Source organism: Actinomadura sp. J1-007, assembly GCF_009793335.1.
In the GTDB taxonomy this organism is placed as follows: Bacteria; Actinomycetota; Actinomycetes; order Streptosporangiales; family Streptosporangiaceae; genus Spirillospora; species Spirillospora yumaensis.
In genome coordinates, this window is record NZ_WING01000002.1 from 650,364 (window position 1) to 666,909 (window position 16,546).

The 16,546-nt window shown below is 75.3% G+C and carries 12 protein-coding genes and 4 pseudogenes; 12 read left to right on the top strand and 4 right to left on the bottom strand.

Annotation, left to right across the window (positions count from 1 at the left end; all coding sequences use genetic code 11):
• The first annotated feature begins 1,037 nt into the window (after positions 1 to 1,037).
• Together GEV43_RS52085 and GEV43_RS36960 are read left to right on the top strand one after the other, a co-directional pair.
• Positions 1,038 to 2,552 carry a hypothetical protein gene (locus GEV43_RS52085; RefSeq protein WP_241684177.1) on the top strand — a complete coding sequence of 505 codons (1,515 nt, stop codon included), beginning with the start codon at positions 1,038 to 1,040 and terminating at the stop codon, positions 2,550 to 2,552.
• Positions 2,553 to 2,687: 135 nt separating this feature from the next.
• A pseudogene (locus GEV43_RS36960) lies at positions 2,688 to 3,850 on the top strand (alkaline phosphatase PhoX).
• Between the two features lie 6 nt (positions 3,851 to 3,856).
• On the opposite strand, the gene GEV43_RS36965 reads toward GEV43_RS36960, so the two are convergent.
• The 3 genes from GEV43_RS36965 to GEV43_RS36975 form a co-directional block, all read right to left on the bottom strand.
• Positions 3,857 to 4,795 carry an MBL fold metallo-hydrolase gene (locus GEV43_RS36965; RefSeq protein WP_160825376.1) on the bottom strand — a complete coding sequence of 313 codons (939 nt, stop codon included), beginning with the start codon at positions 4,793 to 4,795 and terminating at the stop codon, positions 3,857 to 3,859.
• A gap of 61 nt (positions 4,796 to 4,856) precedes the next feature.
• Positions 4,857 to 5,258: an NUDIX domain-containing protein gene (locus tag GEV43_RS36970; RefSeq protein ID WP_160825377.1), complete on the bottom strand. Its 402-nt coding sequence runs from the start codon at positions 5,256 to 5,258 to the stop codon at positions 4,857 to 4,859.
• Positions 5,259 to 5,341: 83 nt separating this feature from the next.
• A complete protein-coding gene (locus GEV43_RS36975; protein ID WP_160825378.1) occupies positions 5,342 to 6,679 on the bottom strand; it encodes a DUF1015 family protein in 1,338 nt (445 codons plus the stop codon).
• Between the two features lie 72 nt (positions 6,680 to 6,751).
• On the opposite strand from GEV43_RS36975, the gene GEV43_RS36980 reads away from it, so the two are divergent.
• Both GEV43_RS36980 and GEV43_RS36985 read left to right on the top strand, forming a co-directional pair.
• Positions 6,752 to 7,183, top strand: coding sequence for a tetratricopeptide repeat protein (locus GEV43_RS36980; RefSeq protein ID WP_160825379.1), 432 nt, complete (start codon positions 6,752 to 6,754; stop codon positions 7,181 to 7,183).
• 92 nt (positions 7,184 to 7,275) lie between these two features.
• Positions 7,276 to 8,281: pseudogene (locus GEV43_RS36985) on the top strand (HAD-IIA family hydrolase).
• 12 nt (positions 8,282 to 8,293) lie between these two features.
• Here the strand turns inward: GEV43_RS36985 and GEV43_RS36990 are convergent.
• Positions 8,294 to 8,575, bottom strand: a complete 282-nt coding sequence (locus GEV43_RS36990; RefSeq protein ID WP_309240235.1) for an SCP2 sterol-binding domain-containing protein — start codon at positions 8,573 to 8,575, stop codon at positions 8,294 to 8,296.
• On the opposite strand from GEV43_RS36990, the gene GEV43_RS55475 reads away from it, so the two are divergent.
• From GEV43_RS55475 to GEV43_RS37025, 8 genes and pseudogenes are all read left to right on the top strand, one after another.
• On the top strand, positions 8,483 to 8,686 hold the full coding sequence (locus GEV43_RS55475) for a hypothetical protein (protein ID WP_309240258.1): 204 nt from the start codon (positions 8,483 to 8,485) through the stop codon (positions 8,684 to 8,686). The two genes, GEV43_RS36990 and GEV43_RS55475, sit on opposite strands and share 93 nt — an antisense overlap.
• 60 nt (positions 8,687 to 8,746) lie before the next feature.
• Positions 8,747 to 9,367: a hypothetical protein gene (locus GEV43_RS36995; RefSeq protein WP_160825381.1), complete on the top strand. Its 621-nt coding sequence runs from the start codon at positions 8,747 to 8,749 to the stop codon at positions 9,365 to 9,367.
• Complete coding sequence (locus tag GEV43_RS37000) at positions 9,364 to 10,164, top strand: TlyA family RNA methyltransferase (protein WP_160825382.1); 801 nt, start codon at positions 9,364 to 9,366, stop codon at positions 10,162 to 10,164. The genes GEV43_RS36995 and GEV43_RS37000 overlap by 4 nt, the downstream gene beginning before the upstream one ends.
• Positions 10,161 to 11,213, top strand: a complete 1,053-nt coding sequence (locus tag GEV43_RS37005; RefSeq protein ID WP_160825383.1) for an NAD kinase — start codon at positions 10,161 to 10,163, stop codon at positions 11,211 to 11,213. Before GEV43_RS37000 ends, GEV43_RS37005 begins: the two co-directional genes overlap by 4 nt.
• A 72-nt stretch (positions 11,214 to 11,285) precedes the next feature.
• Positions 11,286 to 12,982, top strand: a pseudogene (gene recN / locus GEV43_RS37010) (DNA repair protein RecN).
• A gap of 180 nt (positions 12,983 to 13,162) precedes the next feature.
• Positions 13,163 to 14,413, top strand: a complete 1,251-nt coding sequence (gene steA / locus GEV43_RS37015; protein ID WP_160825384.1) for a putative cytokinetic ring protein SteA — start codon at positions 13,163 to 13,165, stop codon at positions 14,411 to 14,413.
• Complete coding sequence (locus GEV43_RS37020; RefSeq protein ID WP_160825385.1) at positions 14,410 to 15,366, top strand: copper transporter; 957 nt, start codon at positions 14,410 to 14,412, stop codon at positions 15,364 to 15,366. Before steA ends, GEV43_RS37020 begins: the two co-directional genes overlap by 4 nt.
• A gap of 68 nt (positions 15,367 to 15,434) precedes the next feature.
• Positions 15,435 to 16,474, top strand: a pseudogene (locus GEV43_RS37025) (hypothetical protein).
• Positions 16,475 to 16,546 lie beyond the last annotated feature (72 nt).

Below are 16,546 nucleotides of genomic sequence, written 5' to 3' on the forward strand. Positions count from 1 at the left end.
GCGGCCCGGTGCTGGGGGCGGCCCGCCGGGGCCGGCGGTGGCGGTGGCGGTGGCGGTGGCTGGAAGGATCGCCAGGAGCGGTCCGGAGGACAGCGTGATGAACGTCGTCCGAGCCGGCCGTTCAGGGGGTCTGATGACCGCCGCGGCCAGCAGGGCGAACGGGGAGGGGCCGGATACGGCGGTCCCCGTGGTCCTCGCGCCGGTGGTTCGCGGGAAGACAAGCGTCCTGAGGGTGGAAAGCCTCAAGGCCGTGATTTCCGGGGCCGTCCGGAGGGGCGGAAGTTCGAGGGCCGGCCGCAGGATCGGAAGTTCCAGGGGCGTCCGGAGGGACGGAAGTTCGAGGGCCGGCCGCAGGACCGGAGGTTCGAAGGTCGTCCGCAGGAGCGGGGTTCCGAGGGGCGTTCGGAGGAGCGGAAGTTCCAGGGCCGGCCGCAGGACCGGAAGTTTGAAGGGCGTCCGGAGGGGCGGAAGTTCGAAGGGCGTTCTCAAGAGCGGAAGTTCGGGGGACGGCCGCAGGGGCGGAACTTCGAGGGGCGTTCGGACGGACGGAAGTTCGAGGGACGTCCTCAAGAGCGGAAGTTTGAGGGACGTCCGCAGGAGCGGAAGTTCCAGGGGCGTCCGCAGGATCGTCGTTTTCAGGGGCGGTCCGGTGAGCGGAACGAGAGCCGCGAGAGGCGTCCTGGCGGCGGGACCGGCGGGCCGGCGGGTTCCGGCAGGATCGTGACTCGGGTCAGCGTTCGGGTGGACGGCGGTTCGAGGGCAATCGTGAAGGGCGGCGCCCTGGCGGTGACCGCGACAAGACGTTCAAGGGACGTGGGCCGCGCCGTCCGCAGGATGGCGGCGGACGTTCCTATGGCCCGCCTCGGGACCGGTCCGACCGTCGTGACTCCGGTCGCGAGCGGGAGGTGCAGGCGCCCAAGCACGACGATCCGACGCTCCCGGACGATGTCACCGGTGAGGAGCTGGACGTCGACGCGCGGGCCGAGCTGCGCACGCTGCCGAAGGATCTGGCGGCCCGGGTCGCGCGTCATCTGGTGATGGCGGGCAGGCTCGCCGAGGACGACGCCGAGCTGGCGTACCGGCACGCGCGGGCCGCGCGGCGGCTGGCTTCGCGGGTCGGCATCGTCCGTGAGGCGGCCGGGCTCGCGGCGTACTACACGGGTGAGTGGGCGGAGGCGCTCGCCGAGCTGCGCGCCGCGCGGCGCCTGCACGCCGGTGAGGACTCGTACCTGCCGGTCATGGCGGACTGCGAGCGCGGCCTCGGCCGTCCGGAACGCGCCCTGGACCTGGTGAAGGCGCCGGAGGCGAAGAAGCTCGACCCGATGGGGCGCGTCGAACTCCGGATCGTGGAGTCGGGCGCGCGTCGTGACCTCGGGCAGTTCGACGCGGCCGTGGTCACGCTCCAGGTGCCCGAGCTTCGGGACCGGCGGCTGCGCCCGTGGTCGGCGAGGCTGTTCTACGCCTACGCGGACGCGCTCGTCGACGCGGGACGCACCGAGGAGGCGTCCGACTGGTTCGCCAGGGCGGCGGCGGCCGACCGGGACGGAGAGACGGACGCGGCCGAACGCTACGCGGACCTCGAAGGTCTGGACATCCTCGACACCGTGGAGGACGAGTTCGGCCTGGAGGCGGACGTGTCCGAGGGCGGGACGCCGGACGTCGCCGCAGGCTCCGCCGTCGCTGACCAGCGGGCCGCGGAAGCCGTCGAGGCCTCCGACGTCGCCGCCTCGGCGACTGCCGCCGCGGAGCGCGTTCCCGACGACGGTTCCGACGCTCCCTCGCAGGCACTCCAGGACGCCCAGGGCGGTGACGCTGTCGCTGAGGGCGGCAGGGGTGCTGATGGCGTGGCGGACCCGGATGCGGTTCTGCCCAGCGCGGCGGAGAACGGCGACGCGCCCGAGGCCGCTGGAGATGCGGATGAGGGGCGTACGGACGTCTCTGCTGGCGATGAGTCTGCTGCGGGTGTGCTTGGCGCGGCCGGGGAGGCGGGTGCGGGGCGTGAGGGTGCGTCCGGTGCTGCGGCTCCTGGAAGTGGTTCGGCTGGATCTGGCGGCTCGGCTGAAGCGGGCGAGGGGCTTGCGGACCGCTCTGTCAGCGCGGCTTCGGAGGGCTCGGGCTCTGAGGGGCGTGCTGCGGGGAGCGGTGGTGCGGGCGAGGGGCTGGACGGTGCTTCTCCTGCTGCGGTGGGTGGCGATGTAGGTGAGGAGCCGGACGGCGGTTCTCCTGCTGCGGGATCCCGTGTCGGAGAGGATGAGGGAGGTTCGGCCGAAGGGGCTGAGGCGGGCGTCGGGCGGGTTGGCGTGGCTGGGGCTGGCTTGGGTGCTTCTGGCGGGGTTTCGGGCGGAGAGGGTGCGTCTGAGGGCTTCGTGGAGGCGGTCGGCGGCGATGCCACGGCGATCGAGTTCAAGGCGGCTCCGGAGGACGTCGCGGCCGGGCAGGACGAGCAGGAGGGCTCCGGGCAGGACGGGGTCGGCGAGGAGTCCCCGGAGGCGAACGTGATCTTCCTGGAGCCCAAGCCGGAGGGGCCGGAACGGCCGTCGGCGGGGGAGTGACGCGCGCCGGTCAGAGGTCTTGACGGGCGGGGCTTTTCACCGGATATTCACGGGATCGTGCCGTTCGGGGCCACCGGGGTCGTCCGGTGGTGATCGGCTTCATCGCGGTCCGGAACGGATCCTGTGAGGAGCGCCATGCCCCTGAACCGACGCACGTTCCTGCGCGCCGCGGCCGTCGCTGGCGGTGCGACGGCCTTCTCCGGAGCACTGTGGCAGGAGGCGTTCGCCGGGCCCGCGCAACCCGGGCCCGGTCCGTACGGTCCGCTGCTGGCCGCCGACGCCAACGGCCTCCGGCTTCCGGAGGGCTTCACCGGACGGGTCGTGGCGCGCTCCCTCCAGCGGGTCGAGGGGACGCGCCACACCTGGCATCCCGCGCCCGACGGCGGCGCGTGCTTCGCCGACGGGGACGGCTGGATCTACGTCAGCAACTCCGAGGTCCCGCTGGTCGGGGGAGCGTCGGCCGTACGGTTCGACGCGGGCGGGCGCGTCACGTCCGCCTACCGTGTTCTCAGCGGGACCACGCTCAACTGCGCGGGCGGGGCCACGCCGTGGGGCGCGTGGCTGTCCTGCGAGGAGCACGACTGGGGCTGGTGTACGAGACCGATCCCCGCGGGGTGAAGGCCGCGCGCCCGCGTCCGGCGATGGGGCGCTTCAAGCACGAGGCGGCGGCCTGCGACCCCGACCGCAAGGCCGTCTACCTCACCGAGGACCAGCCGGACGGGTGCTTCTACCGGTTCACGCCGAAGACGTGGGGCGACCTCGCGGACGGGACGTTGGACGTGATGGTCGGCACCGGTACGGGCCCGGTGGGTTGGCAACGCGTCCCCAATCCGCAGCTCTGGGTCACGCCCACGCGGGCGCAGGTGTCGGGCGCGATGCGTTTCGACGGCGGCGAGGGCTGCTACTACGCGGGCGGCGTGTGCTACTTCACGACCAAGGGCGACAACCGCGTGTGGGCGTACGACGCGGAAGAGGGACGGCTCGACATCGCGTACGACGACGACCTGGTCACCGGCGGCGAGGCGCCCCTGCACGGGGTGGACAACCTCACCGGCGCGGCGTCCGGCGACCTCTACGTCGCCGAGGACGGCGACGACATGGAGATCAACGTGATCACGCCGGACGGGGTGGTCGCGCCGTTCCTCCAGGTGCTGGGCCATGACGAGTCGGAGATCACCGGGCCGGCGTTCTCGCCGGACGGGCGCCGCCTGTACTTCTCGTCGCAGCGGGGCGAGAGCGGGTTCGTCGGCGGAACGGACGGGTTCACGTTCGAGGTGGCCGGCCCGTTCCGCCGGTGACCGCGGTCAGGCGTGCCGGTCGAGGGCGTGCATGATGCCCGCGACGTTGCTCCTGGCGCTGCTGAGGATCTCCTGCTTGGCGGCGAGGTCCGGGTCGGCGTCGTCGCGCGTGACGGCGTAGCGCTCGCTGGTGCGGTCGACGACCATCGCGACGGCGTGGTCGAGGTCGAGGCCCTCGTCGCGGGCGCCGCGCACGGCGTCCACCCAGACGCGCAGTTCCTCGGCCGACCGGTCCAGCGTGTCGGCCACCTCCGACACGGGCCCGTAGTGCGCGAACAGGAGCCGTTCGGGCTGGAGCGCCTTGAACCGGTCGAGCGACTTCAGTGCCGTCTCCAGGTCGAAGTCCGGCGGCGGCGTGGCGGGCCGCACGTCCGCGGTCTCCGGGATGTAGATGCCCGCGGCGTCGCCGACGTACAGGTCGCCGGTCTGCGAGTCGACGAGCCCGACGTGGTGCTTGGCGTGGCCGGGGGAGTAGTGCGACTCCAGGCGGCGGCCCCCGCCGAGGTCGATGACGCCGGTCTCCTCGACGGCGCGGATGCGGTGCGCCTCGGTGGGCCTCAGCTCGCCGAACAGCGTGTCGAGGCTGTCGCCGTACACCATGCGGGCGCTGCGCATGAGCCGTTCGGGATCGACGAGGTGGCGCGCGCCCTTCTCGTGCACGACGACCTCGGCGTCCGGGTACGTCTCGGCGATGTCGCCGACGCCGCCCGCGTGGTCGAGGTGGATGTGGGTCACCACGACGGTCGCCAGGTCGGCCGGGCCGACGCCGAGGTCGGCGAGCGCCCGCCGCACCACGGGCGCGGACCCGGCCGTGCCCGGCTCCACCAGGCACGGCCGGTCGGACATGATCAGGTATCCGGCGGTGATGCCCGCGTAGCCCGCCATCCGGGTGTCGATCTCGTAGACGTCGCCGCCGAGGGGAGTGATCGTCGTCGTGGTGTCCATGGAGCGATCATCGCTCCCGGAGGCGCGGTCGTGCCACCCGCGGCGTGCCACCGCCCCGGGCTCAGGCGAGGCGGGCGGCGCGGCGCAGGTCGTCGAAGATGAGCTGGTCCACCGGGGAGACGCGGGGGCGGTCGGCGTAGCCGAGCCAGACGACCTCCTCGATCTCGTGGCTGGGCGCGAGCGTGCCGGTGTAGTCGGCGTGGTAGCAGGTCATGCGGACCGTGACGTCCTCGGCGTGGCCGTGCGCCCGCGCCTCCCAGGTGCCGGCGTGGACGGCGGTGTCGCGCAGGATCGTCACGGTCAGCTCCTCGGCGATCTCCCGCTGGAGCGTGTCGAGGTCGCTCTCGCCCGCCTCGCGCTTGCCGCCGGGGAGGTAGTACGCGTCCTTCCCGCGTGAACGGGTGCTGAGGATCCGGCCGCCCTCCAGGTGCAGCCACGCGACCTTGTCGATGAGCTTGGCCATGTTCGTCGTTCCCTCCGGACGGGGTCGGTCGGGCCGCGGGCGGTCTCCGGCTGGAGCCGTCCGGGCGGGCGGATCGGGGCGTGTCACCGGGCGGCGTCGAGGAGGCGCAGGACGAGGCCGGTGCGGGGCTTCGGGCCGAACGAGGTGGACTTGCGCGGGACCCGTTCGCCCTCGCCCGCGATGGCCAGGACGTCCTCGACCCTCAGCGGGTTGAGGATCACCGCGGTGCCGCCGGTGTGCCGGGCGCGGTCGGCGGCGGCCACGGGGTCGTCGTGGACGACCTCGACGCTGCGCTCGTTCTCCGGGACGTCCCAGACGCCGCGGACGAGCAGGTGGTCGAGGACCGCCGTGTCGAGGCCGCGCCAGCGCGGCGAGTGCTCGGCGGGCATGGCGCGGGCCAGCCGCGCCGGGTCGGGGTCGGTGAGCAGGTGCGGCCGGCCGCCGCCGCTCAGCAGGAACGCCGGCCCCCGCGCCGCGGCGAGCGCCTCGACGCCGGCGAGCAGGTCGGGCTGCTCGGCGACGCGGAACACCGTGCGCGCGCGTTCGAGGGCCGCGGCGGGCTCCAGCGAGGGCAGGACGCGGTGGATCGCGCCGAGACGCGGCGGGTAGGCGGTCGAGTCGACCAGCAGGGCGAGCCCGTGGTCCCACGGGCCCGGCCCGTGGCCGGCGGCGTGGTGGCGGGCCTGGAGCGCCCGGTACGTGGCGTACCGGTGGTGGCCGTCGGCGATCAGCGCCCGGCGGTTCCGCAGGTCGGACGCGATCCGGGCGTGCAGCCCGGGGTCGGTGATCCGCCAGAGCCGGTGCGCGGACCCGTCGTCGGCGCGGAACTCCGCCAGCGCCGCGGTGGCCGCCGTCTCGTCGACGATCCGCGCCGCGTCGCCGCCGCCCTCGTACACCAGGAAGATCGGCTCCAGGTTGGCGTTCGCCGAGGCCATCAGGGCGAGCCGGTCGCGCACCGGCCCGGGGAACACGTTCTCGTGGGGGAGCACGACGCGGTCGCCTTCGGCGCGCAGCCCGAGCGCGCCGATCAGGCCGCGCTGCCGCACGGCGCCGCCCTCGGACGCCTCGTACACGTACAGGGCCGGGTCGGGGTCGGCGGCCAGCGCGCCCTCGTCCAGCCACCGGTACAGCGTCTCGCCCGCCTCGCGGTACCCCTGGCCGTCCGCCCGCGGCAGGATCAGCCGGACGATGTTGTGCCCGCCGCTCGCCAGCAGCCGCCGCACCGCGTCCTCGTCGATCAGGTCGTACGGCGGCGTGGTGACCGACGCCAGATCGCCCACGACATCCGGGACGAACCGGACGCCGCGGAACGGCGCCAGCACGAGCCCTCCCTCGGCCCGGGGCGCCGCGGCGCCGAAGATCCAGGCGCTGAACTCCTCGGGCCCGAGGCCCGAGGGGAGGTCGTCGTCCACTGTGGGCATGGTAATCACCGGGGGGCGTCCGCGCGCCCGCCGGGTACCGTCATGACGATCAGTGTCCGAGGGGAGGTCCACATGAGTGTTCAAGGGCCCGGACGGCCCGAGGATTCCCAGGGGGAGGAACCGGCGGCGCCCGGGGGCGGCGTCTACGAGTGGTACACCCGGGGCCTGGAGCTGCTGCGGACCGGCAGCGCCGCGGCGGCCCTTCAGCTCCTGACCCGCGCGGCCGACGCCGAGCCGGCGTCCCTGAGCATCCGCGAGGCCCTCGCCCGCGCCCAGTTCGGGACGCGCCGCTTCGGCGACGCCGCCGAGACGTTCCGCGAGATCGTCCGCGAGGAGCCCGCCGAGGACTACGCCCTGTTCGGCCTCGGGCTCGCGCTGAGCCGCCTCGGCGACTTCGAGGGCGCCGTCGAGCACCTCGCCCTCGCCGCCGCGATGCGTCCCGACAACAAGGACTACGCCAACGCCCTCCGGCAGGCCCGCGCCACGCTGGCCTCCCGCGAGTGAGCCCTCCTTCCCCTCACGGCGACGCCGCCCGGAGGCCCCCGCCCGGCGGATGGGATGCTGTGGACCCCGACGGACGACCGACGAGGAGCGCGATGAAGGGCAGCGAGCGGCCGTTGAGCGAGGCGTACGACGTCGCCTTGCTGGATCTGGACGGCGTCGTCTACATCGGGCACAAGCCGGTGGCGAACGCGGCGGAGTCGCTCGCCAAGGCGCGTGCCGCCGGGCAGCGGCTGGCCTTCGTCACCAACAACGCCTCCCGTACGCCCTCGGCGGTGGCGGGGCTCCTCGCGGACGTCGGGGTCCCGGCGTCCGCCGACGACGTGGTGACGTCGGCGCAGGCGGCGGCGCGCTACGTCGCCGAACGGGTCCCCGCCGGGTCCAAGGTCCTCGTCGTCGGGGGATGGGCCTCCGGCACGCCCTGTACGCGCAGGGGCTCCGGCCGGTGTCGCACGCCTCCGAACGCCCGGCCGCGGTGGTGCAGGGCTACGCGCCCGGCATCGAGTACGGGCTGATCGCCGAAGGGTCGCGGGCCGTCAGCCAGGGCGCGCTGTTCGTCGGGTCCAACGGGGACCGGACGCTGCCGGGCGGGGACGGGCCGCCGTTCCCCGGGAACGGGTCGCTGCTCCAGGTGATCCGTTCGGCGACGGGCCGGGAACCGGTCGTGACGGGCAAGCCTGAGCGCCCGCTGCACCAGGAGTCGATCCTGCGGACGGGCGCGCGCAGGCCCCTCGTCGTCGGCGACCGGCTCGACACCGACATCGAGGGCGCGCACAACGGCGGCGCCGACAGCCTGCTCGTGTTCACCGGCGTGACCGACCCGGCGACCCTGCTGGCGGCGGAGCCGGAGCACCGGCCCACCTACCTCGCCGCCGACCTCGGCGGCCTGCTCGTCCCCCACCCCGAGGTCGTGCGGGACGGCGAGGACCGCCGCTGCGGGGGCTGGACGGCGCGCGCGGGGACACGGTCGAACTCACCGGCTCGGGCGACCCGTACGACGGGCTGCGCGCGCTGGCCGCCGCCGTGTGGGACGCGGAGCGGCCGGTCGCGCCGGAGGGGTTCGCCGCGCCGCTGGAGCGGCTGGGCCTCGCCGGGCGGTGACGCCGCCCCGGCTCACAGCAGCTTGCGCAGGCGCAGCAGGTCGAAGATGCTCGCCTCGATCTTGAGCCGCCCGGTCGCCCACGCCTTGGCCGGGTTCAGCTCGTCGCGGGCCATCGCGACCAGGTCGTCGCTGCCCACGGTGAGGCGGACCTGGGCGCTCTTCGGGTCGTCGGTCGGCTGGAACGGGTCGAGGCCCCCCGCGTGGATGCGCGTGCGATAGGCGAGGCCCGCGTCGGGGATGCGGGCGCTGATCGTCCGCTCGACGACGTGCTCGGCGAGCTTGTCGGCGTCCACCTGCGCGAGGCGCTCGGCGATGCGGTCGAGCGCGGCGCGGCAATCGTCCTCGTTCGCCATGGTCAGGCCGTTCCCCGTTCGGTCGACAACGATGTCGTGAAGGGACGGTAGCGTTCTGACTGAGCCCGAAGCGACCCGCGACCCGCGGTCCGGGGCCCCATGGAGGTAATCGTGATGTCCGACGAGGCCGCGGAGACGGCGGCCGAGCCGCGACGGCCCGCGCCCGAGCGGCCCGCGTTCGAGCGGCGGCCCGGCGGGCCGCCGCCCGAGCCGACCGGCGACCCGCGCGTGGACACCGCCCTGGCCCGCCTCGCCGAGCTGGGCGGGGCGCCCGTGGCCGAGCACGTGGAGATCTTCGAGGACGTCCACCAGCGGCTCCAGGAGCTGCTGGCGTCCGCCGACCAGGACGACCAGGCCCGCCCCGGCCGCTTCCCGGACGCGCTGCGCCCCGCCCCCGCTCCGCCCGCCGCGCCCCGTCCGGAGCACCCCGGCCACCCCCGCCCCGCCCCGCCCCCCGCCCACAGCGGCGGTCCCGGCGGTCTCGGCGGGCCGGCGGAGGGCCGCACGCCGCAGGGCGGCCCGGGGCAGGGCGGCCCGGGGCAGGGCGGTCTGGCCCAGGGCAGGCCGGGGCAGGGCCGCCCGCCCCACGGCGGTCTGGCCCAGGGCGGTCCGGTGCAGGGCCGCCCGCCGCAGGGCGGTCCGGTCCACGGCGGTCCGGTGCAGGGCCGTCCGCCGCAGGGCGGTCCGGCTCACGGCTGGTCGGGGCCGGGGCGGCCGGAGGGGCGGGGATGAGCCGTCGGCGGCTGGACGCCGAGCTGGTACGGCGCGGACTGGCGCGGTCGCGGGAGCAGGCGGGGCAGCTCATCGCCGACGGGCGCGTCAAGGTCGCCGGGCAGGTGGCCGGGAAGGCGGCCACGCAGGTGGACGCGGGCGCGGCCATCCTCCTCGCCGAGGGCGACGCCGGCCCCGACTACGTGTCGCGCGGCGGGCACAAGCTCGCGGGCGCGCTGGAGGCGTTCGCCGACCTCAAGGTCGCGGGGCGGCGGTGCCTCGACGCGGGCGCGTCCACCGGCGGGTTCACCGACGTGCTGCTGCGGGCCGGCGCGGAGCACGTGTACGCGGTCGACGTGGGCTACGGGCAGATCGCCTGGCCGCTGCGCACCGACGACCGCGTGACCGTGCTGGAGCGGGTCAACATCCGCGACCTGGAGCCGGGGATGCTCGGCGAGCCGCTGCCCGACCTGGTCGTGGGCGACCTGTCGTTCATCTCGCTGCGGCTCGTGCTCGGGCCCGTGCAGGGCGCCACGGCCGCCGGCGCCGACTACGCGATGATGGTGAAACCGCAGTTCGAGGTGGGTAAGGACCGGGTCGGCGCCGGAGGCGTCGTCCGCGACCCAGGGCTGCGCGCCGAGGCGGTACGGGGCGTGGCCGCGCACGCGGCGACCCTCGGGCTCGGCGTGCGCGGGGTGACGGCGAGCCCGCTGCCCGGCCCGTCGGGCAACGTGGAGTACTTCCTGTGGCTGCGCGCCGACGCGCCGCCGCTGGACGAGGCAGAGCTGGCCGAGGCCATCACGGAGGGCCCGCAGTGAGCAGCAGATCGGTGCTCGTCGTCGCGCACACGGGGCGCCCCGAGGCGGTCCGCAGCGCGCAGCTCGTCATCGAGCGGCTGAGCGAGGCGGGGATCGGGGTCCGGGTGCTGGACGGCGAGGCCGACGACATCGGCTGCGCCGGCGTCGAGGTGATGCCGCGCACGTCCGCGGCGGCCGAGGGCGCCGAGGTGGTGATGGTCCTCGGCGGCGACGGCACGCTGCTGCGCGCGGCCGACCTCGCGCGGTCGGCGGGCACCCCGCTGCTCGGCGTCAACCTCGGGCACGTCGGGTTCCTCGCCGAGGCCGAGCGCGAGGACCTGGCCGCGACCGTCGACCGGGTCGTCACGCGCCGCTACGACGTCGAGGAGCGCATGACGATCGACGTCGTCGTCCGCCGCAACGGCACGGTCACCGGCACGACGTGGGCGCTGAACGAGGCGACCGTCGAGAAGGCCGAGCGGGAGCGGATGCTGGAGGTCGTCGCCGAGATCGACGGGCGGCCGCTGTCCAACTGGGGCTGCGACGGGGTGGTGTGCGCGACGCCGACCGGCTCGACCGCCTACGCGTTCTCGGCGGGCGGCCCGGTGGTGTGGCCGGAGGTGGAGGCGATGCTGGTCGTGCCGATCAGCGCGCACTCGCTGTTCGCCCGGCCGCTGGTGGTGTCGCCGCGTTCGGTCGTGGCGATCGAGGTCCTGCCCGACACGCCCCGGGCCGTCCTGTGGAGCGACGGGCGCCGCACGCTCGACCTCCCCCCGGGCGCGCGCGTGGAGGTGCGCAGGGGCACCGAGCCCGTACGGCTCGCGCGGCTGCATCTGACGCCGTTCACCGATCGGCTCGTCACGAAGTTCGGGCTGCCGGTCACCGGCTGGCGGGGACGGGTGCGGCAGACCGCCGCGCAGCCCGCGCCGGACGGGAACGCGCAGGTCGAGCAGGTCCCCGCGGGGGGCGAGGGCGACCCGGCGGCGGGCGGCGCGGACCGGCCCCGCGCGGGCGGGAGCGGCGGATCGCACGCCGCCGGCGGGGCAGCCGGAACCGGGCAGGGGCGATAATCTCACCAAGCGAGCCAAGCGAGGCGCTGGAACCGGGATCGTTTGCGAGGGGTTGTGACGCTGGTGCGTCCGATGGTCGATGAGGTGCGGATCCAGGGCCTCGGCGTGATCGACGAGGCCGTGCTCGATCTGTCCCCGGGCTTCAACGTCGTGACGGGCGAGACCGGGGCGGGCAAGACGATGGTCGTCACGAGCCTCGGCCTGCTGTTCGGGGGCGCGCCGACCCGCAGCGGGTCCGGCCGGGCGCCGGCAAGGCCACGATCGAGGGCCGGCTGGTCGTCGACGCCGGGGGCCGGGTCGTCGAACGGGTCGAGGAGGCGGGCGGCGAGCTCGACGACGGCATGCTGATCGTGACCCGGTCGGTGTCGGCGGAGGGCCGGTCGCGGGCGTTCCTCGGCGGCCGGTCGGTCCCGGTCAGCCTGCTGATCAACCTGGCCGACGACCTGGTCGCCGTGCACGGCCAGTCCGACCAGCAGCGGCTGCTCCAGGCGGGGCGGCAGCGCGGCGCGCTCGACCGCTACGCGGGCGGCGCCCTCACCAAGCCGATGCGCGCCTACACCCGGGCCTACCAGCGGCACCGGCAGGTCACCGCGCTGCTGGAGGAGCTGACGACCCGTTCGCGGGAGCGGTCGCAGGAGGCCGAGCTGCTGCGCTTCGGCCTGGAGGAGATCGAGAAGGTCGACCCGAAGCCCGGCGAGGACGCCGAGCTGGCCGCCGAGGAGGAGCGCCTCGGCCACGCCGACGCGCTGCGCGGCGCCGCCGACGCGGCGCACGAGGCGCTGCTCGGCGACCCGGCCGCGGCGTTCGAGGCGGCCAACGTGGTGAGCCTGCTCGGCACGGCCCGCAACGCGCTCGACGCCGTCCGCGACCACGACCCCGAGCTCGCGGGCCTCGCCGACCGGCTCGCGGAGGCGGGCTACCTCGTCTCCGACGTCGGCACCGACCTCGCCTCGTACGCCGAGTCGGTCGACGCCGACCCGGCGCGGCTGGCCGCCGTCCAGGAGCGCCGCGCCGAGCTGACCGCGCTGACCCGCAAGCACGGCGAGACGATCGACGGCGTGCTGGAGTGGGCGCGGCGGTCCGCGGCGCGCCTGACCGAGCTGGAGGGCGACGACGGGCGCATCGAGGAGCTGACCGCCGAGCACGCCGAGCTGACCGAGCGGCTCGCCGCCGAGGCGGCCGAGCTGAGCGCGGTCCGCGCCCGCGCCGCCGAGCGGTTCTCCGCCGCCGTCACCGCCGAGCTGACCGCCCTCGCGATGCCGCACGCCCGCGTCGAGGTCACGGTGGCGCAGACGGGGGAGTACGGCCCGCACGGCGCCGACGAGGTCGAGGTACGGCTCGCGCCGCACCCCGGCGCGCCGCCGCTGCCGCTGCACAAGGGCGCGTCCGGGGGCGAGCTGTCCCGCGTGATGCTCGCGATCGAGGTCGTGTTCGCGGGCGCCGACCCCGTCCCGACGTTCGTGTTCGACGAGGTCGACGCGGGCGTCGGCGGCAAGGCGGCCGTCGAGATCGGCCGCCGCCTCGCCCGGCTCGCCCGCAACGCGCAGGTGATCGTCGTCACCCACCTCCCGCAGGTCGCCGCGTTCGCCGACCAGCACCTGCTGGTGGAGAAGTCCGACGACGGCACGGTCACCCGCAGCGGCGTCACCGCGCTCGACCGCGAGGGCCGCGTCCGGGAGCTGTCCCGGATGCTGGCCGGGCTGGAGGACTCCGAGCTCGGCCGCGCCCACGCCGAGGAACTCCTGGAGCTCGCCGCCGAAGAACGCTGACCCGGCGAGACCGCCGGGCCCCCGCCCCCCAGGGAACGGCGCGCGCCCAGGCCGCACGCCCCGCGCGAAGCGTTCCAAAGCCCTGTAGCACTCCGAAACTACGCAGAGCGCACGAACGAACACGCCTCGCCGCTCGTCGTTGCAGGTGTCACCTTCGGCGCTCTGGCAGGATGGCAAACGATGAACGATCCGTCTCCGACGACCGAGCGGGGCGCCGAGCGCCGCGCCCGGCGGTCACCGAAGCTGCCGCGGCGCGTCCGCGCGCTCGGCCGGGGCCGCGACGACGGCCGCCGGGGCGTGACCGCCGCCGCCCGGCTCGACCGGCGGACCAAGGACCTGACCAAGCGGCTCCAGCCGGGCGACGTCGCGGTGATCGACCACGTCGACCTCGACCGGGTCAGCGCCGAGGCGCTGGTGTCCTGCGAGGTCGGCGCGGTGGTGAACGTGGCGCCGAGCATCTCGGGCCGCTACCCCAACCTCGGCCCGCAGATCCTCGTGGACGCCGGGATCCCGCTCGTCGACGACGTCGGGCCCGAGATCTTCGTCAAGCTGGCGGAGGGCGACCAGGTCCGGGTCGAGGACTCCTCGGTGTTCAAGGGCGAGGACGTGGTCGCCAAGGGCACCGCGCAGACGCCCGAGACCGTCGAGGCGGCGCTGGTGGAGGCGAAGGCGGGCCTCGCGCACCAGCTGGAGGCGTTCGTCGCCAACACGATGGAGTACGTCAAGCGCGAGCGCGACCTGCTCATCGACGGCGTCGGCGTCCCGGACGTCGAGACGGAGATCGACGGGCGGCACGCGCTGATCGTCGTGCGCGGCTACCACTACCGCGAGGACATCGCGACGCTGCGGCCCTACATCCGCGAGTACCGCCCGGTGCTGATCGGCGTGGACGGCGGCGCGGACGCGCTGCTGGAGGCCGGCTACCGTCCCGACATGATCGTCGGCGACATGGACTCGGTCTCCGACGACGCGCTGACCAGCGGCGCGGAGATCGTCGTGCACGCCTACCGCGACGGGCGCGCGCCCGGCCTCCAGCGGGTGCACGAGCTCGGCCAGGAGGCCGTGACGTTCCCCGCCACCGCCACCAGCGAGGACATCGCGATGCTGCTCGCCGACGACAAGGGCGCCACGCTCATCGTCGCGGTCGGCACGCACGCCAACATGGTCGAGTTCCTCGACAAGGGCCGCGCGGGCATGGCGAGCACGTTCCTCACCCGGCTGCGGGTGGGCAGCAAGCTCGTCGACGCCAAGGGGGTGAGCCGGCTCTACCGGAGCCGGATCTCCACCTGGTCGCTGATGTTCCTCGTCCTCGGCGCGTTCGTCGCCATGACCACCGCCGTGTTCATGTCACCGGTGGGGGACGTGCTGCGCCCCCTGCTCGCCGACCGCTGGCACGCCTTCCTCTTCTGGCTGACCGGACTCTTCACGTGATCGATTTCCGCTACCACCTCGTCTCCATCGTCGCGATCTTCCTGGCCCTCGCGCTCGGCATCGTGCTCGGCTCCACCACCCTGTCCGACTCGGTGACCGACACGCTGAAGCGGCAGGCCAACTCGGCGTCCAAGGGGCTGAACGACGCGCGCACGCAGCAGCGGCAGCTCCAGCACCAGATCGACGGCGAGGAGCAGTACGCCTCGGTGCTCGGCACGCAGACGGTCGCCGAGCGCCTCAAGGGCCAGTCGGTCGTGCTGGTCGAGACGCCGGGCGCGAGCAACGACAGCATCGAGCAGGTCAGCGAGCTGGCCAAGAACGCGGGCGCCGCCGTCACCGGCCGGGTCACCATCCAGAAGAAGTACCTGGACGACAACCAGACCGAGACCGTCGACGAGCTCGCCACCCAGCTCAAGCCCGACGGCGTCGAGCTGCCCGCCGCCGACGGCCCGTACGGGCGCGCGGGCACGGTGCTCGCGTCCGCGCTGGTCACCCGCGACGCCGCGAAGGCGGGCCGGGAGGACGCCTCCGGCGGCACCGTCCTCAACGGGTTCCGGCAGGCCGGGTACGTCACCACCAGCGGCAAGCCGGGCCAGCACGCGACCCTCGCGGTGATGGTCGCGCCGTCCACCCCGTACGCGGCGGAGGGGCGCGACGCCGACAACAAGGCGCTGATCTCGCTGGCCACCGCCCTCGACGCCGCCGATCGCGGTACCGTCGTCGGTGGCCCGCTCACCGCCGCCCAGGACGGCGGGCTGATCAAGGCGCTGCGCGACTCCGACGCCGAGAAGTCGGTCTCCACCGCCGACATGGTCGACACCTCGTCCGGCCAGGTGGTGGCGCTCCTCGCGCTCCAGAACGAGATGGGCGGCAAGTCCGGACACTACGGGATCGGCTCGGGCGTGAGCGGCTACCTGCCCTCGCCCGCGCCCGCAGCGGGGAAGAACGGGTGACCTCGATGGACCGACGCATCGCCTCCGGCACGGTCGGGGACGCGGCGAGCAGCACGGCGGGGAGCGCGGTGAAGGGCGCGGCCGGCGCCGCCGCGAGGGGCGCGCGCCTGCTGGCGGGCACGGCCCTCGGCGCCGCCGCGGCCCGCGCCGCCCACACCGCGCTGACGCGCCGTCCCCCGGGATGAACGGCCTGGACGGCGCCGAGGTGTGGGGCCGCACCAACCACCGCGGCGAGCCCGTCACCCTCCTGGAGGGCCCGGCGTTCGTCGCGGGCGCCGCGGCCGCCGGCCTCCTCGCGCCCGGCGTGCCCGGCCGCGCCCGCGCCGCCGCGCTCCTCGCGGGCGCCGGATCGGGCGTCCTCGGCGGCTACGACGACCTGGCGGGCTCCGCGTCGTCGCGCGGGTTCAAGGGGCACCTGGCCGCGCTCGCCCGCGGCGAGGTCACCAGCGGCGCGGTGAAGATCCTCGGCATCGGCGCGACCGGCCTCGCCGCCGCCGCGATCGCCGGGTCGCCCGCGCCGTCCCGTTCCGGCCGCGCGTTCGACGCGCTCGTCAACGGCGCGATCGTGGCCGGGAGCGCCAACCTGATGAACCTGTTCGACCTGCGCCCCGGGCGCGCGATCAAGGTCGGCCTCATCACCGGCGTCCCGCTCGCGCTCACCCCGTCCGGCTCGGCCCTGGTCGCCGCGCCGCTCGGCGCCGCCGCCGCGCTGCTCCCCGAGGACCTCGCCGAACGGGCCATGCTCGGCGACACCGGCTCCAACGCGCTCGGCGCGCTCCTCGGCCTCGCCGCCACCCGCCTCGGGCGCGGGCCCCGCCTCGCCGTCCTCGCGGGCCTCGTCGGGCTGAACGCCGCGAGCGAGTTCGTCAGCTTCACCAAGGTCATCGCCCGCACCCCGGCGCTCAACCGCATCGACATGCTGGGCCGCCGGCCCGTCGAGGCGCCCGCCCCCGCGGCGGCCGACCCCGCGTCCGCCGGTTCCGGAGCCGCCGCGGCCGACCCCGCGCCGCCCGCGCCCGCCGACGGGGGCCCCGGCGCCGCGCGCGCGGCGGTGCCGCCGCAGCCCGGCTCGGCCGAGAGCGAGACGAGCGGCGACCCCGCGTCCTGACCCCCGTCCCCGCGCCGCACCCGTGACGGCGCGCGGCGGCCCGCCCGCCGCGAAGCTCCCCCACGTCCCGAC